Annotated in this window: 22 protein-coding genes; 11 read left to right on the top strand and 11 right to left on the bottom strand. The window is 72.8% G+C overall.

Annotated elements, in window-relative coordinates:
- Nucleotides 1-13: 13 nt before the first annotated feature.
- The 9 genes from ABD361_RS03320 to ABD361_RS03280 form a co-directional block, all read right to left on the bottom strand.
- Nucleotides 14-619 (bottom strand): LysE family translocator, encoded by a 606-nt coding sequence (locus ABD361_RS03320; RefSeq protein ID WP_344433119.1) that lies wholly within the window; start codon nucleotides 617-619, stop codon nucleotides 14-16.
- Nucleotides 616-1911, bottom strand: coding sequence for an ATP-grasp domain-containing protein (locus tag ABD361_RS03315; protein ID WP_344433118.1), 1296 nt, complete (start codon nucleotides 1909-1911; stop codon nucleotides 616-618). Before ABD361_RS03315 ends, ABD361_RS03320 begins: the two co-directional genes overlap by 4 nt.
- The gene (locus tag ABD361_RS03310; RefSeq protein ID WP_344433117.1) at nucleotides 1898-2854 is read right to left on the bottom strand and encodes an alpha/beta hydrolase; all 957 of its coding nucleotides are present in this window, start codon (nucleotides 2852-2854) and stop codon (nucleotides 1898-1900) included. The genes ABD361_RS03315 and ABD361_RS03310 overlap by 14 nt, the downstream gene beginning before the upstream one ends.
- A 4-nt stretch (nucleotides 2855-2858) precedes the next feature.
- The gene (locus ABD361_RS03305; protein ID WP_344433116.1) at nucleotides 2859-4142 is read right to left on the bottom strand and encodes an MDR family MFS transporter; all 1284 of its coding nucleotides are present in this window, start codon (nucleotides 4140-4142) and stop codon (nucleotides 2859-2861) included.
- Nucleotides 4139-5404, bottom strand: coding sequence for an ATP-grasp domain-containing protein (locus ABD361_RS03300; protein WP_344433115.1), 1266 nt, complete (start codon nucleotides 5402-5404; stop codon nucleotides 4139-4141). The genes ABD361_RS03305 and ABD361_RS03300 overlap by 4 nt, the downstream gene beginning before the upstream one ends.
- Before the next feature lie 130 nt (nucleotides 5405-5534).
- Nucleotides 5535-5909 carry a Rieske 2Fe-2S domain-containing protein gene (locus ABD361_RS03295; protein ID WP_344433114.1) on the bottom strand — a complete coding sequence of 125 codons (375 nt, stop codon included), beginning with the start codon at nucleotides 5907-5909 and terminating at the stop codon, nucleotides 5535-5537.
- Nucleotides 5897-7315, bottom strand: coding sequence for an iron-containing redox enzyme family protein (locus ABD361_RS03290; RefSeq protein ID WP_344433113.1), 1419 nt, complete (start codon nucleotides 7313-7315; stop codon nucleotides 5897-5899). The genes ABD361_RS03295 and ABD361_RS03290 overlap by 13 nt, the downstream gene beginning before the upstream one ends.
- A gap of 35 nt (nucleotides 7316-7350) precedes the next feature.
- Nucleotides 7351-8475 (bottom strand): 50S ribosomal protein L11 methyltransferase, encoded by a 1125-nt coding sequence (locus ABD361_RS03285; RefSeq protein WP_344433112.1) that lies wholly within the window; start codon nucleotides 8473-8475, stop codon nucleotides 7351-7353.
- A 597-nt stretch (nucleotides 8476-9072) separates the two neighbouring features.
- Nucleotides 9073-9552, bottom strand: a complete 480-nt coding sequence (locus tag ABD361_RS03280; protein WP_344433110.1) for an ATP-binding protein — start codon at nucleotides 9550-9552, stop codon at nucleotides 9073-9075.
- A 213-nt stretch (nucleotides 9553-9765) separates the two neighbouring features.
- On the opposite strand from ABD361_RS03280, the gene ABD361_RS03275 reads away from it, so the two are divergent.
- The 9 genes from ABD361_RS03275 (at nucleotide 9766) to ABD361_RS03235 (ending at nucleotide 19611) form a co-directional block, all read left to right on the top strand.
- Nucleotides 9766-10569, top strand: coding sequence for a hypothetical protein (locus ABD361_RS03275; RefSeq protein ID WP_344433109.1), 804 nt, complete (start codon nucleotides 9766-9768; stop codon nucleotides 10567-10569).
- A 107-nt stretch (nucleotides 10570-10676) separates the two neighbouring features.
- A complete protein-coding gene (locus ABD361_RS03270) occupies nucleotides 10677-11441 on the top strand; it encodes a YcnI family copper-binding membrane protein (protein WP_344433108.1) in 765 nt (254 codons plus the stop codon).
- A 34-nt stretch (nucleotides 11442-11475) separates the two neighbouring features.
- Nucleotides 11476-12132 (top strand): SCO family protein, encoded by a 657-nt coding sequence (locus ABD361_RS03265; RefSeq protein ID WP_344433106.1) that lies wholly within the window; start codon nucleotides 11476-11478, stop codon nucleotides 12130-12132.
- Nucleotides 12132-12608, top strand: coding sequence for a copper chaperone PCu(A)C (locus ABD361_RS03260; protein WP_344433105.1), 477 nt, complete (start codon nucleotides 12132-12134; stop codon nucleotides 12606-12608). The genes ABD361_RS03265 and ABD361_RS03260 overlap by 1 nt, the downstream gene beginning before the upstream one ends.
- Nucleotides 12609-12615: 7 nt before the next feature.
- Nucleotides 12616-14499, top strand: a complete 1884-nt coding sequence (locus ABD361_RS03255) for a copper resistance CopC/CopD family protein (RefSeq protein WP_344433103.1) — start codon at nucleotides 12616-12618, stop codon at nucleotides 14497-14499.
- Nucleotides 14499-15812 carry an iron uptake transporter deferrochelatase/peroxidase subunit gene (gene efeB, locus ABD361_RS03250; protein ID WP_344433102.1) on the top strand — a complete coding sequence of 438 codons (1314 nt, stop codon included), beginning with the start codon at nucleotides 14499-14501 and terminating at the stop codon, nucleotides 15810-15812. Before ABD361_RS03255 ends, efeB begins: the two co-directional genes overlap by 1 nt.
- 198 nt (nucleotides 15813-16010) lie before the next feature.
- A complete protein-coding gene (gene pheA / locus ABD361_RS03245) occupies nucleotides 16011-16958 on the top strand; it encodes a prephenate dehydratase (RefSeq protein WP_344433101.1) in 948 nt (315 codons plus the stop codon).
- A gap of 572 nt (nucleotides 16959-17530) precedes the next feature.
- Complete coding sequence (gene serS / locus ABD361_RS03240; RefSeq protein WP_344433100.1) at nucleotides 17531-18808, top strand: serine--tRNA ligase; 1278 nt, start codon at nucleotides 17531-17533, stop codon at nucleotides 18806-18808.
- Nucleotides 18805-19611, top strand: a complete 807-nt coding sequence (locus ABD361_RS03235) for an HAD family hydrolase (RefSeq protein ID WP_344433099.1) — start codon at nucleotides 18805-18807, stop codon at nucleotides 19609-19611. The genes serS and ABD361_RS03235 overlap by 4 nt, the downstream gene beginning before the upstream one ends.
- Here the strand turns inward: ABD361_RS03235 and ABD361_RS03230 are convergent.
- The gene (locus ABD361_RS03230; protein WP_344433098.1) at nucleotides 19553-20278 is read right to left on the bottom strand and encodes a rhomboid-like protein; all 726 of its coding nucleotides are present in this window, start codon (nucleotides 20276-20278) and stop codon (nucleotides 19553-19555) included. The two genes, ABD361_RS03235 and ABD361_RS03230, sit on opposite strands and share 59 nt — an antisense overlap.
- Nucleotides 20279-20367: 89 nt before the next feature.
- Here ABD361_RS03230 and ABD361_RS03225 point away from each other — a divergent pair, with 89 nt between their 5' ends.
- Both ABD361_RS03225 and ABD361_RS03220 read left to right on the top strand, forming a co-directional pair.
- Nucleotides 20368-21078: a FadR/GntR family transcriptional regulator gene (locus ABD361_RS03225; protein ID WP_344433097.1), complete on the top strand. Its 711-nt coding sequence runs from the start codon at nucleotides 20368-20370 to the stop codon at nucleotides 21076-21078.
- Between the two features lie 47 nt (nucleotides 21079-21125).
- Complete coding sequence (locus ABD361_RS03220) at nucleotides 21126-22394, top strand: CynX/NimT family MFS transporter (RefSeq protein ID WP_344433096.1); 1269 nt, start codon at nucleotides 21126-21128, stop codon at nucleotides 22392-22394.
- Nucleotides 22395-22437: 43 nt separating this feature from the next.
- Here the strand turns inward: ABD361_RS03220 and ABD361_RS03215 are convergent, their stop codons facing one another.
- Nucleotides 22438-23172 carry an ABC transporter permease gene (locus tag ABD361_RS03215; protein WP_344433095.1) on the bottom strand — a complete coding sequence of 245 codons (735 nt, stop codon included), beginning with the start codon at nucleotides 23170-23172 and terminating at the stop codon, nucleotides 22438-22440.
- Nucleotides 23173-23181: the final 9 nt, after the last annotated feature.

Raw genomic sequence — 23181 nt, 5'->3', positions numbered from 1 at the left:
GAGATCCCTGGAGTCAGCCGCCGAGCGCCAGGCGCACGGCGAACGTCCCGAAGACGGCGGCGGTGAGCCCATGCGTGAACCGGGTCGCCCGCGGGGAGTGCAGGAAGCGGGCCATCCGGTGCACCAGCCGCATCCACACCAGGAGCCAGCCCAGGCCCATGGCCAGATAGCAGGCGGCCAGCACCGCCACCCCGGCCGCCGGGTCGGCCCCCGCCGGCACGAACTGCGGAAGGAAGGCCATCAGGAAGATGCCCACCTTGGGGTTGGAGCCCGTGCACAACAGCCCCTGCACGAAGGCGACCCGCACCCCCGGGCCCCGCTCGGCGGCCGGCCTGGGCGCCGCCGCCGGCGCGGGCGGGCGCAGCGCCGACCGCAGGGCGAGGACGGCCCAGGCGACCAGCACGAGCGCCCCCGCCCAGCGGAACGCCGTGAACAGCTGCGGCCGCGTGGTCAGCAGCGCGGCCAGGCCGGCCGCGCCCAGGGCCGCCTGGGCGGCCCCCGCCGCGATCATGCCGATCGCGGCGGCGGCCGCCGCCCGGCGGGTGCCGCCCAGCACCAGGCGGGTGATCAGCGCGAGGTCGGGACCCGGCGTCATGATCACCAACAGGGAGCTGGTCACGAAGGCGACCGCGTCGACGGCTCCTCCTCGATGACCAGGCGCTCCTCGAGCGCACGGACGGTGGCGTAGTCCTCCAGCAGCTGCTCCTCCTCGGGGTGGGAGAGGATCACGAAGCCGAAGTTCAGGCTGTCGACAAGATCCTTGGTGAGGGAAACCCGGTCGCCGTCGGAGACGTTGAGCACCGAGAAGTGGTGGCTGGGCAGGGTGCGTATCGCCTCCAGCGGAGCCGTGCTGCGCACCGTTCCGGCCCGGCGGGCCATGTGGAAGACGCACATCTGGTGGGCGCGCAGGGCGTACCCCCGGGGCGGCTCGTCACCGGCCAGCCAGCGCACCGTCCGGTCGATCTGGCTGTCGCCGGTGGCGTTGCGGTTGAACCGGGGCTGACCGCCGCCGTGCGGACGGGCCCCGAGCTCGATGAGCACCGGCCCCTCCGCCGTGCCCATGACCTCCACGTGGGCCGCGCCGACGCGCATGCCCACGGCGTCCAGGACGCCGAAGACGTACTCCGTGAGGCCCGCGACCGCCGCGTCGTCCGGGGGCAGCCAGCGCATCGTGTCGTAGACGGCCATGTGCGGGCCGTTGTCGACTTTGCGATAGGCGCACACGTCGACAAGGGAATGCCGGCCGTCGTGGCTGAAGGTGTCCACGACGTACTCGGTGCCCGTGACGAACTTCTGCACGATCAAACGGTCGTCGACCTCGCCGAACTGATTGACGCGGCCGAGCTGCCGCTCGAAGACCACCCGCCAGTCGGCACCGCCCGGCAGCTTGATCACACCGTCCGTGCTGGCGCTCTTCGGCGGCTTGAGCACCAGATCCGCCCCTTGGAGGCGCTCCTTCTCCAGCCATTCCTGCACCTCGCGGGCGTCGGCGGTGCAGATCTGCGGGATGACCGGCAGCCCGGCCGCGGCGACGGCCTCGGCCATGCGGCTCTTGTCGCGGCGGGCCTCGGCCAGGTGCGGCACGTTGCAGCGGCCCGGCACCAGGAGCGGGGCCAGCCGCTCGGCCAGCTCCACGCCCGATTCGCAGCCCGCGACGACGGCCCGCGGCGCGCGGCCCGCCAACTGCGCGACGACGGCCTCGAGATCGCCCTCGTAGACGACGGTGTCGGGGAAGTCCTGCGGGCGGAAGGAGGAGGCGTAGGCCTCCGGGGGACGCGGGCCGGTGAGCACGGCCACGGCGGGGATCCCGTGCCGGGCGAGGGCCTCGGCGAACAGCGCACCCGAGGAGTAGGGGTCGACGACGACGCAGGGGCCCTGCCCCCACCCCGCGTGGTGATCAGGCGCGGTCACGGCCGGCACCTCCCGCCGCCAGGGCGGCCACGGCCGCGCAGTAGCGGGCGAAGAACTCCCCCGCGGGCCGGCTGACCCGGCGGGCGCGCACCGGGGCGTGCACCATGCCCTCCTCCATCACGTACTCCACGGGCGTGCCGTGCTCGCGCAGCAGGACGGCGTACTTCTCGGCGTCCACGCGCAGCGAATCCATCTCGCAGCCCACGACGTAGGCCGGGGGCAGATCGTGGAACGCGCCGCCCAGCAGCGGGGAGACGTACGGATCCTCGGCCTGGCCGGGCCGCGGGCAGTAGCAGCCGGTGTAGAACTCCATCTCGCCCCCGGACAGCAGCGGCGCGTCCTCGCCGCCCTGCCGCCAGCGGGTGAAGTCGAGCACCGGGCTGATCACCGCCTGGCCGCGCAGGCGCGGGCCGCCGCGGTCGCGGGTCATCATCGACAGCACCACCGCCATGTTCGCCCCGGAGCTCTCCCCGCAGATCACCGCCGCCGTGGGGTCGAGCCCGCCGAGGCCGAGCGCGGGCAGAGCGGCGAGGGTGCCGCACAGCCCCGCGTAGCAGTCCTCGACGGGGCCCGGGAAGGGGTGCTCGGGCGCCGTGCCGAAGTCGAGGGCGACGGTCACCAGGCCGGTGCGGGCGGCCAGTTCGGCGACGAGGCTGTGGTGGCTGTGCAGCGAGCCGATGACGAAGCCGCCGCCGCGTACGTAGAACAGCACGGCGCTGCCCGTGCGTTCGGCCGGCTCGTAGATCCGGATCCGGGCCGTGCGCCCCTCGTGTCCGACGGTCGCATCGCGGTGCCGGACGCCCTCGGGGACGGGGACGGGCAGCACCTCGGTGAGCCCGTCGTACAGCGCCCGCTGCCGCTCCACGGGATAGGTGTAGAAGTCGGGAGGCAGCGCGCGGTCGACCGTCGCCACGAACTCCTCGATGCCCTCTGCGTAGGCCATGCGCCTAGCTCGCTTTCGCGTCGTGACGGCCCGGCTCGGCGCCGGCGTCGGTCTTCTCGTCCGCGCCGGCGCGCGGCCCGGTCATGCCGGTCAGGGTGGCGGCCACGGCCACCGCCGTCAGCGCGCCGCACATCCACCAGGTGGCCGCGGGCGACGCCGACCACACCGCGACGCCCGCCACCGGGCCGATCGCGTAGCCGATCTGGAACGGGAAGGCCGCGGCCGCTATGTACCGGCCGCGCAGGTGCGGCGGGGCGACGTGACCCGGGTAGGCGGAGGCGCTCGGGGTGCCGATCATCTCGCCCACCGTCCACACCACGGTGGCCACGACGAACATCGCCATGCCGGTGCCCGCCACGTAGAGGTTCATCCCGGCGCCGACCAGCCCGATGCCCAGCGCCACCGCGATCCTGGCGGGCAGGTGCTGTACGTACTTGGTGATGAGCAGCTCCAGCGCGATGACCATGATCGCGTTGAGCGACAGCAGCGTCGAGTAGAAGGTCGTGCCGTACCCGTCGGCCTTCAGCTGCAGCGGCAGCGCGGAGGTGTGCTGGATGTACACCAGGGCGTTGAGGAAGAGGGCCAGCAGGAAGAGCATGTACCGCCGGTCGCGCACCACCGCCGCGTACGACCGGACGGGGGCTTCCTCCTCGGCCGTGACGGCCCCGGTGCGGTCACCGGAGCGGGTGAGCACCAGGGCGCACAGGGCGAAGCCGATCTGTGCCGCCGCCTCGATGTAGAAGATGAGGTCGTAGGAGTAGCTGATCAGGAGCGCACCGAGCAACGGACCTATGGTGGTGCCCAGGTTGAACGCCATGCGGTAGATGGCGAACACCATGACGTGGTGCTCCTTGGGCGTGCGCTCCACCAGCAGCGCCGAGGAGGCCGGGCGGTAGGCCTGCGCCACCACGCCGATCAGTGCCGCCACCACGACGATCACCGGCAGGCTGGTGAGGTAGACCAGGCTGAGCGTGAGCGCTCCGGCGAGTGCCATCGAGCTCGCGATCGTCCGGGCGTAGCCGAGCCGGTCGGAGAGCGAGCCGCCCAGCAGGACGCCCACCACCGTGCCGACGCCGTAGGCGCCGAGCGCGAAGGCCGCGTCGGTGGCGGAGATGCCCTTGTCGGTGAGGTAGAGCACCAGGTAGATCTGCAGGAAGTTGCCCAGCCGGTTGATGAGCATGCCGCTGAGCACGAGCCAGATGGGCCCGGGAATGCCCCGCAGCGTCTGCATGACCGAGGGCTTGGCGGCCTTCGGCGCGGGGGCGGGTGGCTGTCCGGTCGTCGTCATCTGGCCGGGCCCTCCAGTGGCCGGCCCGTGAGCTCGACGATCCGCGGCGCGTCGGCGAGCGCGGCCCGCGCCTGCTCCACCGAGTCGGCGAGCGCGACGACGCGGCCGTAGCGGGAGATGTAGCCGCGGGGCGGCAGGCGCAGCACCGCGCCGGCGTCCGCCATTTCTATGGCGCTGTGGATCGACGGGGTGAACCGCTCCTCGTGGACGGTCACCGCCTCCACCTCCACGTCCTGCTCGGGGTAGAGGAAGCGGACGGCCGCCGCCCTGCGGTGCCGGACCGTGGTGTCGGGACGGCGGCCGGCCGCCGTGTCCGCCGCCGCGAGGGCGACGTCGACGCCGGTGGCCAGGTGCCCGAGGTAGGGGATCATGTCGCCGCCGAGGCGGGCATTGACCTCCATCAGCTTCGGCCCGTCGGGCGTCAGGCGGAACTCGGTGTGGCTGACGCCGGTGGTGAGGCCCAGCGCGGCATGGCTGCGCCGCAGGGCGTCGAGGAGCACCGGGTCGGACAGCAGCGGATCGGCGCCGTCCACCTCGTGGCCGATCTCCTCGAAGTAGGGCGCCATGCCGACCTCCTTGTGCGCGACGACGAGCGGGGTGCACTCGCCCTCGAAGCAGACGGAGTCGACGCTGATCTCCGGCCCGTCGACGAACTCCTCGACGAGCACGGAGACGTCGAAGACGGGAACGCCGGGGTAGGAGGCGCCCGCGGCGGCCGCGTAGGCGTCGGCCAGCTCCCCGGCGGTGGCGGCCTTGCGCACGCCCAGGCTTCCCGCGAGGCCGCGCGGCTTGAGCACGACGGGGTAGCCGATCTTCTCCGCGGCGGCCCCGGCCTCGGCCAGGGACCGCACGCCGATCGAGGCCGGCTGGGCCACACCGGCGCGCTCCAGCGCCGTTCTCCCGGCGAGCTTGTCCCGGCAGGCGGTGACGGCCTCGGGGGTGTTGCCGGGCAGCCCCAGCGCCCGCACGATGTGCGCGGCCGGGGCGATCAGGCCCTCGTCGTAGCAGAACATGCCCGCCACCGGGTGCTCGGCGGCCACGCGGCGGGCGGCTTCGACGAGCGGCTCCGGGCGCGTGTTGTCGACGATCGTGCTGCCGACCACGTACGGCCGCTCCCACGTCACCTCCGCGGGCTGCAGGAGCCACAGCGCGTACCGCCGGGCGACCGTCTGCAGAATGAACTCCCTGCTGCGCCGGCCGCTGCTGCCCACCAGCAGCAACAGCGGCTTCTCGCCGTCCCACCCCATGTTGCGCTCCCTCACGTCTCGAATCGCTCCTGCGGCCGGCGCGACCGGAGGAGGTGCCCCCACCCCGCGCATTTCGCGGTCACCGGTTGAAACACCGGACCGGCCGCCGCCGTTGCACGGGCCCCGTCCCGCGGTGCAGCGGGGGTCAAAGGGGGCACCGGGCCGCCAGTTCCGGTGCCAGGGTCCGGTGTTCCCGTCGCACCCCGGCCTCTCCCTCCGCCGCCGGGTCCGTGCCCCGGGCGGCGGGCCGGTCGGGGAAGACGGCGGTCACCGTGCCGCCCACCCGGACGGCGGGGATCTCCGCGCGCAGCCGCGCGACCGACGTCTTCATCTCGTGCCACGGGCACACCAGCCGCACGGCGTCCGCGGTGGGGGCGGCCAGGTGCAGGGGGCCGCCGCGGTGCGGGCACCGGGCCCGCATCACGAACCCCCGGCCCGCCACCGTGGCGTAGACGTACGGGATGCCGGCGACGACGACGCAGTTGTCCCGTCCGGCGACGGGGAAGGTCACGACAGGCACGCGCGGTAGTCCCCCACGGAGTGGATCTCGTAGACGCATTCGTCGGAGATGATGTCGGCGCCGTGCAGCCGGTTGCGCCTGATCACGACGCCCTCGCCCGCCTGCAGGATCAGCGACGAGCCGAGCCCGCTCTCGAAGCGCATGGTGCCGGAGACGATGTGGCACAGCTCGTCGCCGTCGTGGCAGTGGGTGTTGGACAACTCGCCGCGCGGCTCGACCAGATGGGCGACCGGCGCCTCGACCCGGCCCTTCTCGATGCCTTCGAAGACCGGGCCGTGGAGCTTCTTGAGCTCCGGCTGGTCGTCCATCCACCGGATCTGCTCGGCGAAGTCGTGGTCGCCGATCTCCAGCAGCGTGCGGTACTCCTCGATGCCGCGGACGAGCTCCGGGATGATCCCCTCGCCGTGCGCCTCCAGCAGCGGCTTGATGATCTTCTCGCGGGCCATGCGGCCGTGGTGCTGGTCGATGTGGACGTGCTCGGTGAAGTATTCGGTGTCCACCGCGTCGCCGAACACGCCGCGCAGCAGCCGGTCGGCCCGGCGGCAGAAGTCGACCAGCGAGCTCTCCGTGTAGTAGAGGGCGCCCACGTAACGGAAGAAGAGTTCGTGGTTCTTGCCCAGGTAATGGAAGTAATTGTTCAGCAGGAGGCTGCTGTTGAGGTAGTACTGCCAGTACCGGTGGACGTCCGACTCCAGGCCGACCGACTCCAGGGTCCTCTCGTACAGGGTGCTGTGCTTCGTCTCGTGCACCCCGTAGCCGTACTCGTCGATGACGACCTTGAACCACTCCGACTGGGCCCTGCCGTAGTAGCCGAGCACGTTGCGCATCATCGGGGACGCCTCGGAGAGGAAGTCCGGCGCGAACTGCACCAGCCACATCCGCGCGGCGCGCTCCGGGTCGCTGGAGCCGGTGATGGTGCGCTCGAACGGCGACTGCTCCTCCTCGCTCTCCATGACCAGCGAGTCCAGGTAGCTGTCGAGGCTCTCCGTCGTCCAGGTGCCGGAGGTCTCCACCTCGTCGTCGAGGAAGCCGAAGGCGTAGCGCTCCAGGGCGGGGCGGATCCGCTCGCCCAGCGCCCGGTTGCTCGGGCTGTAGAAGGCGCGGAAGTCCTCCTCCTTGCCCTTGAGGCCGGACTTGGGGAAGAAGACGAGATCGGCCTCGTAGATGCTGGTCAGCAGGCGGTTCACGGCCAGGCTGGTGTAGTCGAGGACGTTCGCCCGGCCGGGCACCGCGTCGAAGTCGAGGTGCGGCAGCACCTGCGGGCGCAGCTGGCGGCGGTAGGGGTTGTCGTGGTTCAGCCAGTCCTCGTTGTCGAGGTAGATGGGGTTGGTGGCGTACTGCACCACGGCGTCGCGCAGTTCCTTGCCACTGAGTTCGAACGGTATGTGCTGCGGGACGTGACTCAATTCTCGCTCCCTTGTCCTCGTGTCCTCGGACGTCCTCAGAGGTGCACGCTCAGCTGGAAGTCGCTCCACCGCAGGCGGAAGGGGACCTGCTCCCCCGCCTTGACCGGCACCGGCTTCTCGAACGGGACCCATCCCTGCATCCAGTGCGACGTGGTGTTGCGGGGGGAATTGCTCAGCGTGATGCCGTCGTCCAGGTCGAGCTCGAACCACACCACCAGGGCGTGGACCTCGCCGTCGTCCGTCGCGGTCAGGGACACCGGGCGCTCGCCCGGCTCCAGCGCGTCGCGCACGAGGTCGAACTCCAGGACGCGGCCGGCGTGCGACATCAGCCGGTGCGGCCAGGTGCCCAGCCGTACGGGGAAGTGCCCGCGGGTGGCCAGCGCGTTCATCAGCGAGACGTCGAAGGCGTCGGCCATGGCCACCTGGTTGAGCTTCACGGCCGCCTCGCTGTGCACCAGCTGCCCGATCAGCCGCGCGCTCGTGGGCAGCATGACGGCGCCCGGCGCCATCAGGTGCTCGCGGGCGTGCCGCACGGAGGGCAGCAGGCCCTCGCCGATCAGGCCGCAGTCGACGATCTCGGAGACCAGGACGTCCACCGGGGCGTCGAGGTCCTTGCCGACCTCCAGCTCGTGCGACGGCTTGCCGATCACCGTGATCGTCTCGGAGAGGTCGTGCGCGTCGACGACCTGCCGGGCGACCTCGGCCAGCAGCGGGTTCATCTCGCACGTGACGACCTTGCGGGCGCCGGCCCGGGCCGCGGCCATGGCGAGCAGCCCGCTGCCGGAACCGATGTCCAGCACGCTCGCCCCCGGTGGGATCACCCGCTCCAGGGCGGTGACCAGGGCGTCGTTGCGCTCGGCGTCGTTGAGCATGGGGAAGTGCCAGCGCGGCACCGTCCTGCGGGCGATGCGCGCGAAGGCGTCCGAATCGGTGGACAGCCCGCCGGCCGGGGCCCGCAGGAGCGAGGACGCCTGTTCCGCGATCTCGCTCATCTCCTGGGCCAGCGACTGCAGCGAGGCCACGAGCAGGCGGTGCTGCGGGCTGTTCGGCGAGGCGTTCGCGCCGCCGCCGCCCGGTCCGGCGCCCGCCGCCGTCCAGGACGCCGCGATCTCGCCGATCCCTTCGACCTCTTCGATCTCTCCGACATGTGCCTGTCGCATGTGCACCACTGCTCCTCACGCCTTCTCGCCGGGTCGACCGTGGTGCGAGGCCGGCCTTGTCGACCTTCAAGATCTCGCTTCAAGATCTCGGCGCCCCCGCACTGCGACCGTACGGAGGAAAGGGGGAAGCCGATCTGCAGCGCGCCTTCACCGCAAACGGCAGTTCCCGCCGGGCGGTTGACATGGACACAGTGCGCTGACCTGTGCGGACGCGGGCATGGCGTACCGGCGGTCACAAGGCGGCAGATTCCGCCGCGTCGCGCCGGTTGATTCCGGCGCCGGCGACCGCCGCGCACGGCGCGGCCGGCGGTGTGACGTCGGCCACGTGGGCCTGCGGCCGGCGTGCGGGCCCGGGGTCCGGGCGCAGCACGGCAGTCGCCTGCGGGCGCGTCGTGGCTTGTCGCGCAGTTCCCCGCGCCCCTTACGGGGCGCTACCTGATCGGCACAGTGCCCCATAGGGGCGCGGGGAACTGCGCGATCGGCCACCTACGGCCCGCAGCCGACGTGCCGCCCAGGGCCCGGGCGCAGCACGGCAGTCCACCTGCGGGCGCATCGTGGCTTGGCGCGCAGTTCCTCGCGCCCCTCCGGGGCGCGGGCCTAGGAAGCCTGCAGGAGGGCGGCTGCCGGCGGGGCGCCGTCGCGCCACTTGAGGATCTTGTCGAAGCTCACCACCGCACCGGCTCTGCCGGGCCGGTTGCGCACCCGCACGTGATCCGTGAGGGAGGCGATCAAATAGAGACCCCGGCCGTGTTCCTCGTGAACCCCGGCCGGGGCCTTGGTGTACGCGGCGCGGGCCGTCCGCGCGGCGCGCCTGCGGGGATCGGTGAACCCTGGTCCCGAGTCGGTCACCTCGATGCGACAGGTGTCGCCGTCGATCACAGCGGTGACGCGGTAGCCGGACGACGCGTCACCCCCGTGCTCGACGGCATTCGCACATGCCTCGCTCAGGGCGATGGCCAGGTCGTACGAGGTCTCGGGGTCGACGCCGGCCGTCTCCATGGCACCGATCAGCAGCCGCCTGGCGAGCGGAACGCTCGCGGCCTCGCGCCGCAAGTGGAGTGACCACCAAATGCTCATGCTCAGCCTCCTGGCTGCGGCTCGACATACCGATACCTATAGCCGCACCACGCGCCCGGTAAGCCTGTCGGCCCTGTGAGTCCCCTCATTCGGCCGACGCGCCGAGTGGGTGAAGTCGTGTAAGGGAGTGGTCGTGGAAGCGCGCGGGGCCCGTGCGCGGGCCGGGCACCCTGCTTCTAGATCGCCTGCCGGCGGTGGGATGATGGCGCAGCCATGCCTCAACCCGTCGCGCGCGCCGGCGCCGATCTGCGACTGATCCGGGCCGCGGTGTTCACCGCGGTCTGTGTCGTGCTGTCCGCGGGCGGGCACGTGCTGGCGTCCTGCGCCGGGGTGCCGCTGTGGACCCTGGCCGCGGGATGCGCGCTGGTCTTCGCGGTGGCCGCGCCGCTGGCCGGGCGGGAACGCTCGCTGCCGGGCATCGCGGCCGCACTGGCCGTCGGCCAGCTCGCGCTGCACGCCCTCTTCGGGCTCGGCCAGGCCCGCGCGGGCGCGATGCCGGTCTCCCGGCGGGACGGCCCCGAGGGCCGTCTCATCGACTTCGCCGGCCAGCTGCTGTGCGACCAGCGACCGCTGTCCGCGGCCGAGGCACGGCGCGTCGTGACCGACGCCGGTCTCGACCCCGCGGTGCACCCGGCGATGGCCGCACCCGCCACCGGCGCGGCCGCGCCCGGCGCCGGCCACACCTCGCTCGCGCACGCCCTGCTGCCCTCGCTGCCGATGGTCCTGGGCCACCTGCTGGCCGCCGTCGTCCTGGGCTGGCTGCTGCGGCGCGGCGAAGCGGCTCTGTGGCGCCTGGTGCGCCTGTCCGCCGGCCCCGCCCGCCAGCTGGCCGGGGCCGCGCTGCTCGGTGCCCTGCGCGCCGCCCTCGCGCTGGTGCGCGTACGGCTGCGCGCCCTGCGGGCCCCCGTCGTCGTACGCCGCCGGAGCGCGGCCGACGACGAGCGCCCGGCCCGGGAGCCGGAGCTCCAGCACTTCGTGATCAGGCGGGGACCGCCGGCCTGCGCCCTCGCGGCCTGACCGACGCGACGCACCGCCGCCCGCAGGGCGGGAAAGGGGCCGTTCGCGCCGTCGCCGCACGCGCGCCACCCCTACTTTTCCCTCCTGCCATCGATCGGAGTCCTCCCATGACCGCGTCCCGTCGTCTGCTCGCCACCCGCACCTCCCTCGTCGCCGGCCTGGCCGCCGGCAGCCTGCTGCTGCTCTCCGGCCCCGCCTTCGCCCACGTCAGCGTGCAGCCGGGCACCGCCGAGAAGGGCGGCTACAGCACCATCAACATCAAGGTGCCCAACGAGAAGGACAACGCCTCCACGGTCAAGCTCGAACTCAGCCTCGACCCCAAGCACCCGCTGGCCTCCGTGATGCCGCAGGCCGTGCCGGGCTGGGAGGTGAAGGTGGAGAAGACCAAGCTCGACAAGCCGCTGCAGATGCACGGCAAGACCATCGACGAGGCCGTCAGCAAGGTCACCTGGACCGGCGGCAAGATCGAGCCGGGGCAGTTCCAGCAGTTCCCGCTGTCGGTCGGCCAGCTTCCCACCGACGCCGACGAGCTGGTCTTCAAGGCGCTGCAGACCTACTCCGACGACGACGTCGTGCGCTGGATCGACCCGTCCAAGCCGGGCGGCGAGGAGCCCGAGCACCCGGCCCCCGTCCTCAAGCTCGTGGCCAAGGGCACGGCCGGCGCGGCAGCCGGCCACTCGCACGACGACGACAAGGCCGACAAGAAGGACGACAAGAAGGGCGGCGTCACCGCCGAGGCCGCCGGCAGCGACAAGAGCGACAAGGACGCCAGTGACGGCACCGCCCGCGCCCTGGGCATCGCCGGCATCGTCGTCGGCGCGGCCGGCGTGGCCTTCGGCGTGCTGGCCGGGCGCCGTCGCACCGCCGCCTGACCGAGCAGCACCGACTCCTGGAGAAGCACACCCCATGCGCACCAAGCTCCTGGGCGCGGCCCTCGCCGTGGCGGCCACGCTCACCCTCACCGCCTGCGGCGGCGGATCCGGCGACGGCGGCGACAAGCCCGCCGCGGACGTCTCCGCCGAGCCGCAGAAGACCGGGGCGATCACCCTGGACACGCCGAAGGCCAAGCCCGACCTCGTGCTGACCGACACCTCCGGCAAGAAGTACGAGCTGGTCAAGGAGACCAAGGGCCGCCCGGTCCTGCTCTACTTCGGCTACACCTACTGCCCCGACGTCTGCTCGACGGTGATCTCCGACGTGGCCGCCGCCGAGAAGAAGCTGCCCAAGGCCGAGCAGGACCGGCTGCAGGTCGTCTTCGTCACCACCGATCCCGAGCGCGACACCCCCGAGCGGATGCGCACGTGGCTCGACGCCCAGGGCGGGCAGGACATCGTGGGCCTGACCGGCGACTTCGACACCATCCAGGCGGCGGCCAAGCCGCTGGGCATCCTCGTGGAGAAGCCGAAGAAGGAGAAGGACGGCTCGGTGACCGTCAGCCACGGCGCCGAGGTCGTCGGCTTCTCGCCGAAGGACGACGCCGGCCACTGGATCTACACCACGTCCACCACGTCCGACCAGTACGCCAAGGATCTCCCGAAGATCGTCAAGGGGGAGAACCCGTGATGCGCAAGAGCACCGTCCTGACCGCCGCCGCCCTGCCGCTCGTCGTCGCCGGCGCCCTGCTGATGGTCACCGGCTGCCAGTCGGAGAAGGACGCGCTGTCCTCGGCCAAGCCGGAGCTGTCCGTCAGCGGCGCCTACATGCCGCAACCGGCGATGGACGACATGGCCGCCGCCTACTTCACCGTCGAGAACGACGGCGGCAAGGCCGACACGCTGACCAAGGTCACCAGCCCGCTCTCCTCCGACGTCACCCTGCACACCACCGAGGGCTCGCAGATGAAGCACGCCCAGGAACTGCAGGTGCCCGCCAAGGGCAAGCTCGCGCTCTCGCGCGGCGGCACCCACCTGATGCTCGGCAAGCTCGGCCACAAGCCGCAGGTGGGCGAGAAGGTGGAGTTCACGCTGCACTTCGCGGACTCCGCACCGATCACCGTCAAGGTGCCGGTGCAGAGCGCGTCGTACCGTCCGGCGGGCTGACGCGACGATGAGCAGGACGGGTACGGCCCGGCGGGCCGGGGCGCTGCTCGGCGCCCTGCTCGCCGCGCTGCTGTGCACCCTGACGCTCGGCGCCGGCACCGCCTCGGCGCACGCCGCGCTGACCGCCACCGACCCGGCCGACGGGTCGGTGGCGGCCACCGCGCCGCGCCAGGTCACGCTCACCTTCTCGGAGGGCGTGCTGCTGGGCGCGGACTCGGTACGGGTCCTCGACCCGCGGGGCGGGCGCGTCGACGAAGGAGCGCCCCACCACGCGGACGGCCGCTCCGAGACGGCGGTCGTCGCCCTGCGCGGGCAGCTCGCCGACGGCACGTACACCGTGGCGTGGCAGGCCGTTTCGGCGGACAGCCACCCGGTGGCCGGCGCCTTCACCTTCTCGGTCGGCGCGCCGTCGGCGACCACGGTGTCCGTGGACTCGGTGGCGCAGCACACCGATGCGGCGGTCTCCGCCTTCTACGGCATCGGCCGGTACGCGGCGTACGGCGGCTTCGTCCTGCTCGTGGGCGGCTGCGTGTTCGCGGGACTGTGCGGTGCCTCGCGGGCCGTGCAGCGCGTCGCGGTCGGCGGCTGGGTCGCGCTGTTCGCCTCGACGACGGCGCTGTTGCTGCTGCGGGGCGCGTACACCGGCGGCAAGGGGCTGGGATCGGTCGCCGACCTGTCGCTGCTGACCGGCGTCCTGGCGACGAAACCGGGCGTGGCGCTGCTGTCGCGCCTGCTGCTGCTGAGCGCTGCGGCGGTCTTTCTTGCCGTGCTGTTCGGCAGCTTCGCGCGCGAGGACGGCCCCGTCGAGCGCGGCCGGGCCGTCGCGTACGCGCTGGGCGCCGGCGGTGCCGTCGTGGCCTCGGGTCTCGCGGCGACGTGGGCGCTTGCCGAGCACGCCTCCGCGGGCGTGCAGGCGTGGCTGGCCATGCCGGTCGACGTGGTGCACCTGCTGGGCGTGGCCGTGTGGCTGGGCGGGCTCGCCGCCCTGCTGGCCGCGCTGTGGTCGGGCGCGGCGGTCGGGCGGGCGGCGGTGCTGCGCTTCTCCCGCGCGGCCTTCGTCTCGGTGTGCGTGCTCGTGGCGACCGGCGTCTACCAGTCGTGGCGGCAGCTCGGCTCCTTCGCTGCGCTGACCGGCACCTCCTACGGACGCACACTGCTGGTCAAGGTTGGACTAGTGGTCGTCATGGTGGCCCTGGCCGCCGTGTCGCGCCGCTGGACCGGGCGCCTGACGGACGGCGGCACCAGCGCACGGCGGACGCCGGCGCGAACGGCCGCGGCGGCACCGGCCGCCGATCCGGTACGGGCCGCCGATCCCGTACGGGCCGCCCAGCTCGCCCGGCAGCGGGCGGCGCAGGAGAAGGCCGCCGGGCGGCGGGTGCGCGACGCCGACGCGACGCGCACCGGGCTGCGGCGCGCGGTGCTGGCGGAGGCCGCCGTGGCCGCCGTCCTGCTGGCCGTCACCACGCTCCTGACGAGCACTCAGCCCGGGCGGGCGGAGGCCGAGGCCCGGCAGGTCACGGGCCGGCCGGCACCCGGGCAGGCGGCCGCCGGACCGGCCGAGGTGCGCATCCCCTACGACACCGGCGGCAAGGGCGGCCGGGGCACGGCCGTGGTCACCGTGGACCCGGCCCGCGCCGGGGCCACCACCGTGACCGTCACCCTGACGGACGACTCCGGCCGCCGTGTCGACGTCCCCGAGCTGACACTGTCCTTGACCGAGAAGGCGAAACGGATCGGTCCCCTGCGTGCCACGCTCGAACGTCAGTCCACCGGACAGTGGAGGGCCACCGGATTCCGGGTGCCCATGGCCGGCGACTGGCAGCTGTCCCTGACCGTACGGACCTCGGACATCGACCAGGTCACCGAGATCGAGAACGTGAAGATCACCTGATGGCTGACACGACTGGTACCAAGACCGCCGGCTCCCCCTCCGGTCCGTCCTCCGAGCCCTCCGCCGCCGCACCCGCCGGGGTCTCCCGGCGCCGGCTGCTGGGCACCGCCGGAGCCGTCGGCGCCGGCGCCCTCGTCGTGGGCGCCGGAGCCGGCGCCGCCGGCGCCCAGGCGGTCGGGGGCAGACCCGACCCCCTCACCTCGATCGGGTCGACCAAGTACCCCTTCCACGGCCCCCGCCAGGCCGGCATCGTCCAGCCGGCCCAGGCCCACGCCCACCTGGTCGCCTTCGACCTCGCCCCCGGCAGCGGCCGCAAGGCCGCCGCGGCCCTGCTGCGCCGCTGGTCGGCCACGGCCGCCGACCTGATGTCCGGCGAGACCCCGCGCGACGACGACCTGGGCATCGCCCTGGACGCCGGCCCCTCGGCCCTCACCGTCACCTTCGGCTTCGGCCACAGCTTCTTCGACCGCACCGGGCTGACCGACCGCCGCCCCGCGGCGCTCGAACCGCTGCCGTCCTTCAGCGCCGACGCGCTCGACCCCAAGCGCAGCGACGGCGACCTGTGGATCCAGATCGGCTCCGACGACGCCCTCGTCGCCTTCCACGCACTGCGGCTCCTGCAGCGCAAGGCCGGCGAGACCGCGCGCCTGCGCTGGCAGATGAACGGCTTCAACCGCACACCGGGCGCCACGTCCCACCCCGCCACCGGGCGCAACCTCATGGGACAGATCGACGGCACCAACAACCCCAAGCCGTCGGACGCCGCCTTCGACAAGCACGTCTTCGTGCCGGACGGCCGCGACGCGGCCGCCGGCCCGGCGGAGGCATGGATGGCCGGCGGCTCCTACGCGGTCGTCCGGCGCATCCGGATGCTGCTCGACAGCTGGGACCACCTCTCCCTGGAGCGGCAGGAACGGATCATCGGCCGCCGCAAGTCCGACGGCGCGCCCCTGTCGGGCGGCTCCGAGACGACACCGGTCGACCTCCAGAAGGTCGGACCCGACGGGGCCCTCGCCATCGCCGGCGACGCGCACATCCGCGTGGCCTCGCCCGCCTCGAACCGCGGCGCGGCGATGCTGCGGCGGCCCTTCTCCTACCACGACGGCTTCCGCGACGACGGGGCGCCGGACGCGGGGCTGCTGTTCGTCTGCTGGCAGGCGGACCCGATGAAGGGGTTCGTGCCGGTGCAGCGGAAGCTGGACCGCGGGGACGGGCTGTCCCGCTTCCTCAGCCACGAGGCGAGCGCGCTGTTCGCGGTGCCGGGTGGGTGTGCGGAGGGGGAGTACGTGGGGCAACGGCTGCTGGAGGGCTGAGGCGGGGGCGCGAGCGCCTGCGGCGGGCTTCCCCCACGGGGGCTCCGCCCCGGACCCCCGCACGGGTGCTGCCCGGTGGGCCGGTTTGTGCCCACCCGTGCCGCCCTGCGGCACGATTGCCCACAAACCGGCGGGGCCGGTCCCGGATATCGTGGGCACCCCGAAATTGGGCGCACCCCTCCGGAGGAGAACCGCGTGATGCCGGCCACTCGTTATACGTACCTCGGGCCCGAGGGGACCTTCACCGAGGCCGCTCTGCGCACGCTGCCCGAGGCCGCGACCCGTGAGCTCGTGCCCATGGTCTCCGTACCCGCCGCGCTCGACGCCGTCCGCGGCGGGGACGCGGCCGCCGCGCTCGTGCCGATCGAGAACTCCGTCGAGGGCGGCGTCACCGCCACCCTCGACGAACTCGCCACCGGCGAACCGCTGATGATCTACCGCGAGGTGCTGCTGGAGATCGCCTTCGCGCTGCTGGTGCGCCCCGGCACCCGCATGGAGGACATCAAGACGGTCACCGGTCACCCGGTCGCGCAGCCGCAGGTGCGCAAGTGGCTTGCGGCGCACCTGCCGGACGCGGTGTGGGAGTCCTCCGCGTCCAACGCGGACGGTGCGCGGCTGGTGCGCGAGGGCCGCTACGACGCCGCGTTCGCAGGGGAGTTCGCGGCGGCGACGTACGCGCTGCAGCCGCTGGTCACCGGCATCCACGACGCGCAGAACGCGCAGACCCGCTTCGTGCTGGTGGGCCGCCCGGCGCGGCCGGCGGCGCGGACAGGGGCGGACCGCACGTCGCTGGTGATGTGGCAGCGCGACGACCATCCGGGCGCCCTGCTGGAGTACTTGCAGGAGTTCGCGGTGCGCGGGGTGAACCTCATGCGGATCGAGTCGCGTCCGACGGGCGAGGGCATGGGCCGCTACTGCTTCTCCGTCGACTGCGAGGGCCACATCACCGACCGCCGGGTGGCGGAGGCCCTGATGGGGCTGAAGCGGACGTGCGCGAAGGTACGCTTCCTGGGTTCGTACCCGCGTGCGGGTGTCGACCCGGACGAGCTGTCGGGTGCCGTGGTGCCGCCCCGGGCGGGCACGTCGGACGGTGACTTCGTGGCGGCGGCCGAGTGGCTGGCGCGCTGCCAGGACGGCCGTACCTGAGCCGCCGGGCCCGCCCGGCCCGGACCACGGGCGCGGTTACCCACAGAGTTATCCACAGGCACTTCTCGACCTGGGGATAAGTCGACAGATCGAGAGCCCGGGAAATCCGTACGAAACGGTCACCGCTCGACAAATCACCGCGAGGGGTCACGCCGTCCGTCCACAGCCCCTCTTTCCGGTGATCCCCGGCTCCCGGTCCACCGAAATGCCTCGAACAACCCTTTAGAGGGAGGGAACGCCACCCCAAAGAGTGGCGCACAGAGGTTTACACGAGGAAACCCTGATGAATGACGGAAGAGCCGGAAGGCTTGATTCCGACATCCACAGATTTCCCGCACACCCTGTGGACAATGAAGTGGAGTCACTCGTTCCTGTGGACAACGCCGTGGGCGGCCCACAGCGGGCGCCTTTCCGGGAATTCCGGCGTGTACCGTCACCATGCCGCACACAAGCCACAGGGGTTTTTCCGCCTCCCCCGAATACCGTTCATTCACGTAACGCGATTCGGGCAAATCGCCATCAAAAGGAATATCGCGTCGAGCGGCGGCGGCCCCCGACGGTAGCCTGGAGGGGTGATTGACCTTCGCCTGCTCCGTGAGGACCCCGACCGAGTGCGCGCGTCCCAGCGCGCCCGTGGAGAAGACGTCGACCTCGTCGACGCACTGCTCTCCGCCGACGAGCGGCGCAGGTCGTCCGGCGTCCGCTTCGACGAGCTGCGTTCCGAGCAGAAGGCGCTCGGCAAGCAGATCCCCAAGGCCACCGGCGACGAGAAGGCCGCCCTGCTGCAGAAGGCCGCCGAGCTGTCCGCCGCCGTCAAGGCCGCCGACGCCGAGCAGGACGAGGCCGCGGCCGAGGCCCAGCGCCTGCTGCTGCAGATCGGCAACCTCGTCCACCCCGACGTGCCGCGCGGCGGCGAGGACGACTTCGTCGTCCTCGAGACCGTCGGCACCCCGCGCGACTTCGCCGCCGAGGGCTTCGAGCCCAAGGACCACCTGGAGCTCGGCCAGGCGCTGGGCGCCATCGACGTCGAGCGCGGCGCCAAGGTCTCCGGCTCGCGCTTCTACTACCTGACCGGCGTCGGCGCGCTCCTGGAGCTCGCCCTCGTCAACGCCGCCATCGCGCAGGCCACCGCCGCCGGCTTCACCCCGATGCTCACCCCGGCGCTGGTCAAGCCGCGCGCCATGGAGGGCACGGGCTTCCTGGGCCAGGCCGCGCAGGACGTCTACCACCTGGAGAAGGACGACTTCTACCTGGTCGGCACGTCCGAGGTCCCGCTCGCCGCGTACCACATGGACGAGATCATCGAGGCCGACAAGCTGCCGCTGCGCTACGCGGGCTTCTCGCCCTGCTTCCGCCGCGAGGCCGGCACGTACGGCAAGGACACCCGCGGCATCTTCCGCGTCCACCAGTTCGACAAGGTCGAGATGTTCTCGTACATCGCGCCGGAGGACGCCGAGGCGGAGCACGCGCGCCTGCTGGAGTGGGAGAAGCAGTGGCTGACGAGCCTGGAGCTGCCGTTCCAGGTCATCGACACCGCCACCGGCGACCTGGGCGCCTCCGCCTCGCGCAAGTTCGACTGCGAGGCGTGGATCCCGACCCAGGGCAAGTACCGCGAGCTGACCTCGACCTCCAACTGCGACGAGTTCCAGGCGCGCCGCCTGTCCGTCCGCATGCGCGAGGGCAAGAACGTCCGCCCGCTGGCCACGCTCAACGGCACGCTGTGCGCCGTGCCGCGCACCATCGTGGCGATCCTGGAGAACCACCAGCAGGCCGACGGCTCGGTGCGCGTGCCCGAGGTCCTGCGCCCGTACCTGGGCGGCCGTGAGCTCCTGGAGCCGGTCGGTAAGTGAGCCAAGAGCTTCCGTACCGACTTGTTGCGACCGACCTCGACGGGACGCTGCTGCGCTCCGACGAGACCGTCTCGGAGCGCACCCGCGCCGCCCTGGCGCGGGCCACGGCGGCCGGTGCGGCGCACCTCGTCGTCACCGGCCGGTCCGTCGCCTGGACCCGGCACATCCTCGACGCGCTGGACTACCGGGGCCTGGCCGTCTGCGGCCAGGGCGCGCAGGTCTACCACGCCGGTGAGCACCGGCTGCTGACGTCGGTGACCCTCGACCGGCAGCTGGCTGCGCTGGCCGTCGCCAAGATCGAGGCCGAGACCGGTCCGCTGTACCTGGCGGCCAGCCGGGAGGGCCTGGACGGCGACGTCCTGGTCGGTCCCGGCTACCGCATCCAGGAGGGCCCGCTGCCGACCGTGCCGATCACCGACGCGGCCGAGCTGTGGGCGGCGCCGCTGAACAAGCTCTACCTCCAGCACCCCGACCTGGACGACGACGCCCTCGCCGAGGCCGCCCGCTGCGCCGCGGGCGGCCTGGTGGGCGTGACGATGGCGGGCTCCGGCATCGTCGAGTTGCTGCCGCTGGGCCTGAGCAAGGCCACCGGCCTGTCCCTGGCCGCGCGCCGCCTGGGCGTGCCGGCCGCGGCGACGATCGCCTTCGGCGACATGCCCAACGACGTGCCGATGTTCGGCTGGGCCGCGCACGGCGTGGCCATGGCCAATGCCCACCCGGAGCTGCTGGCCGTGGCCGACGAGGTCACCGCCGCGAACGACGAGGACGGGATCGCCCTCGTCCTGGAGCGCCTGTTCGGCTGAGCTGCGTCCGTACGGCCGCCGTGGCCCCGTCCCAGGACCACGGCGGGCGTCCGCGCGTCAGCGGCCGGCACCCCAGCCCGATGGCCAGCGCGATCGCGTGCCCGACGTCCGTGAACGTCCCGCCGGTCAGCAGGGGTACGCCGAAGAACGCCACCGCCCCCACGAGGTAGGCCCAGCGCCAGGGCCGCGGGATGCGGTAGGCGAGGACGCCCACGGCACCGGCAAGGCCGTACGAGACGCCTATGTCGACAACGTGCTTCATCGAGCGCGGCGCCGAATGGCTCTGGATCGCCAGCAGCAGCACCTCCTGGCTGATCAGCGTCGCCGCGATGTGCGCGGCGGCGACCGTGACCAGCCAGCGCAGGCTGCCGATCCAGCGCTCGACGTTGGCGTGGACGATCTCGAACAGGGCGGCGTAGAGCAGGAACGACGACGGGCTCTCGATCCAGAAGCCGCTGATCAGCAGGGACTGCAGCGGGTGCTTGTTCAGCTCGTGGATGTTGCTGCTGGTGCGGTGCAGCAGGAACGCCTCCAGACCCTCGCTGGCCGATGCGACGACCAGGCTGGTGATGCCGATGATCAGCAGCCAGATGTGGGTGCCCGGCGAGGTGCGGATCCACGTGCGGATCCCGGCGCGGATCGCGTCGGGGTTCGCGGGGAGGTTCACCCTTCGACGGTAGCGGTGTCACCTGTGAGGCGCAGTTGTAGGATGACTGGGCAACCGGTTGAATGCTCCCCTCCTTCGGAAGGACACCGATGGCCCTGCGAGCGGCGGGACGCCAGTCCCTCGTGGACACCGTCGTGGAACAGCTGCGCGCCCAGGTCGCCGCCGGCGAATGGCGCGTCGGCGAGCGGATCCCCACCGAGCACGCCCTCGCCGAACAGCTGCAGGTCGGGCGCAACACCGTCCGCGAGGCCGTACGCGTGCTCGTCCACGCCGGCATGCTCCGCTCGCGCCAGGGCGAAGGAACCTTCGTGGTCTCCACCGCCGACCCCGCCGACATCGTCCGCGGCCTGCAGCGCGCCGGCATCCGCGACGTCCTCGAACTGCGCATCGCCCTGGAGACCGAGGCCGCCCGCCTCGCCGCACTGCGGCACGAGAGCAGCGACATCGACCGGATGCGCGCCGCCCTCGACGCCCAGACCGCCTACGAGGACCCCGAGGGCCAGCCCGACTCCGGCAACCTGGAGCTGTACGCCGACCACGACGTCGCCTTCCACCGGGCCGTGGTCGAAGCCGCCCACAACCCCGCGCTGACCGCGACGTACGCCTGGTTCAGCAGCTCGGTGCGCGAAGCGCTCGTCACCGCCCTCGGCGACCGCGACATGCCGCGCATCGTCCACGGCGACCACCACGCCCTGATGGAGGCCATCGCCTCCGGCGACCCCGAGGCCGCCGGGCACGCCGCCCGCACGCTCCTCGAACGCCCCAAACAGGCCGTCGAAAACCTGCTCGCCGAGGACTGACCCGGCGGAAAGACCCCTGCTTTCGCACCACCCCTGGAGGCACCCCCATGCCCGAGCCGAGGCCCGGCACCCCCCTGATCGACGCCGAGGACCAGCCGACCCCCACGCCCCCCGTGGCCGCCGCGCGGCGCCGGCTGCTCGCCCACCCCGCGTTCGTCCTCACCGGCATCGTCCTGGCCTCGCTGAACATGCGCGCCGCCCTCGCCGGCGTCTCCCCGCTCATGAGCGAGATCGGCGACCACTTCCACCTCACCGCCGCCACCTCCAGCCTGGTCACCACCATCCCGCTGGTCTTCATGGGCCTCGGCTCCATCGCCGCCCCCCGCCTCGCCCGGCGCTGGGGCACCGAGACCGTCCTGTGCGCGGCACTCGCCCTGCTGTGCGGCGGCATCCTGCTGCGCGTCACCCCGCCGGTCGTCGCGCTCTTCGCCGGCTGCGCCCTCGTCGGCACCGCCATCGCCCTGCTCAACGTCCTGATGCCCGGCCTGGTCAAGCGCGACTTCCCCGACCGCGCGGCAAGCATGACCGCCCTGTACTCCACCACGCTGATCCTCGGCGCCACCGGAGCGGCCGCCTCCGCCGTACCGCTGGAGGACGCCCTCGGCGGCTGGCAGGGCTCCCTCGCCTCATGGGCCGTCCTCGCCGCCGTGGCCGCCGTCCTGTGGCTGCCGCAGGCCGTGCTCATACGCCGCGCCGGCCGCGGGAACGGGCCGGACGCACCGGCCCCGGCCCCCGTCGCGGCGGGCCCGCGCCTGAGCCGCTCCCCGCTGGCCTGGCAGGTCACGCTGATGATGGGCACCCAGTCGCTGGTGGCCTACGTGTGCATCGCCTGGATGCCGACGATCTTCACCGACCACGGCATGAGCAAGAGCCAGGCCGGCATCGTCTACGCCTTCTACACCCTCACGCAGATGGCCGGCTCCTTCTTCGTGCCCCTGCTGGCCGGACGCATGCGCGACCAGCGACTGCTCGCCGTCGGCGTCGTCGCGCTGCTCGCCGCGGGGCTGACGGGCCTGCTGACCGCCCCGGTCGCCGGGGCCTGGGCATGGGCCACGCTCATGGGCGTCGCCCAGGGCGGACTGCTCGGGCTCGCCCTCACCTTCATGGTGCTGCGCACGCGCGACGCGCACACGGCGGCACGGCTGTCCGGCATGGCCCAGACGTGGGGCTACCTGCTGGCGTCGGTGGGGCCGTTCGCGATCGGGTGGGTGTACGGGGCGACCGGCAGCTGGGCGCTGCCGATCGCACTTTTGCTTGGCGCTTGCTGTGCCCTGGTCTTCCTTGGCCTGGGGGCCGGGCGGAACCGGAAGATCTGACGCGCGCCTGCGGCGCCCCTGACTGGGCGCAGCCCCGCCCGGGCTACTCCTCGCCCGCCAGGGTCAGGGACTTCATGCGGCGGACCGCGTACGCCGTCGCGGCCACCGTCACGACCGCGAGCAGGGTCACCGCCACCGGCAGGCGGACGTCCGAGGTGATGACGCCGTCCGCCGCCAGGTGCTGGGCGAGGGACAGGGCCCACTGCTGGACGCTGAGCGTGCGCGCCCCGGGGATGAGGTTGCCGAACAGCGACTCCCACACCAGCGCGTACACCAGCCCGGCGACGACCGCGTGCCGGGTCACGACGCCCAGCAGCAGGAACAGGGCGCTGTAGGCCACCGACGCGGCCGCGGCGGCGGCCGCGTAGGCCACGGCGATCTGCTGGCTGTTGCCGTTGAGCAGGAAGCCGGCCAGCAGCGTGGGCAGCGCCGTGAAGGCGACGCTCACGCCGATCGCCACGACGAGTTTGGTCAGGACGACGGTCGTGCGCGGCACCGGCTTGGCCAGGAGGTAGACGACGGAGCCGTCGTCGATCTCCGGGCCGATCGCGCCGGTGCCGGCGACGACGCCGACGAGCGGCACCATCGTGGCGAGCGCGAAGCCCCCGAGGACGTTGACGGCCGTGTCGTCGTCGGCTCCGGTGAAGGCGCGGACGGCGGCGGAGAGCACGAGCAGCAGGGCGGGCAGGGCGAAGAGCACGACCGCCCGGCGGCGGCCCAGGAGACCCCGGTAGGTGAGCCGGGCGACGGTCGGGTGGTAGAGCGACACGGTGGACATCGAGGCGCC

It is taken from the genome of Streptomyces luteosporeus (assembly GCF_039532865.1).
GTDB classification, from domain to species: Bacteria; Actinomycetota; Actinomycetes; order Streptomycetales; family Streptomycetaceae; genus Streptomyces; species Streptomyces luteosporeus.
Note: the sequence above shows the minus strand (reverse complement) of the source record. Positions and strands in the feature narration are given on the sequence as shown.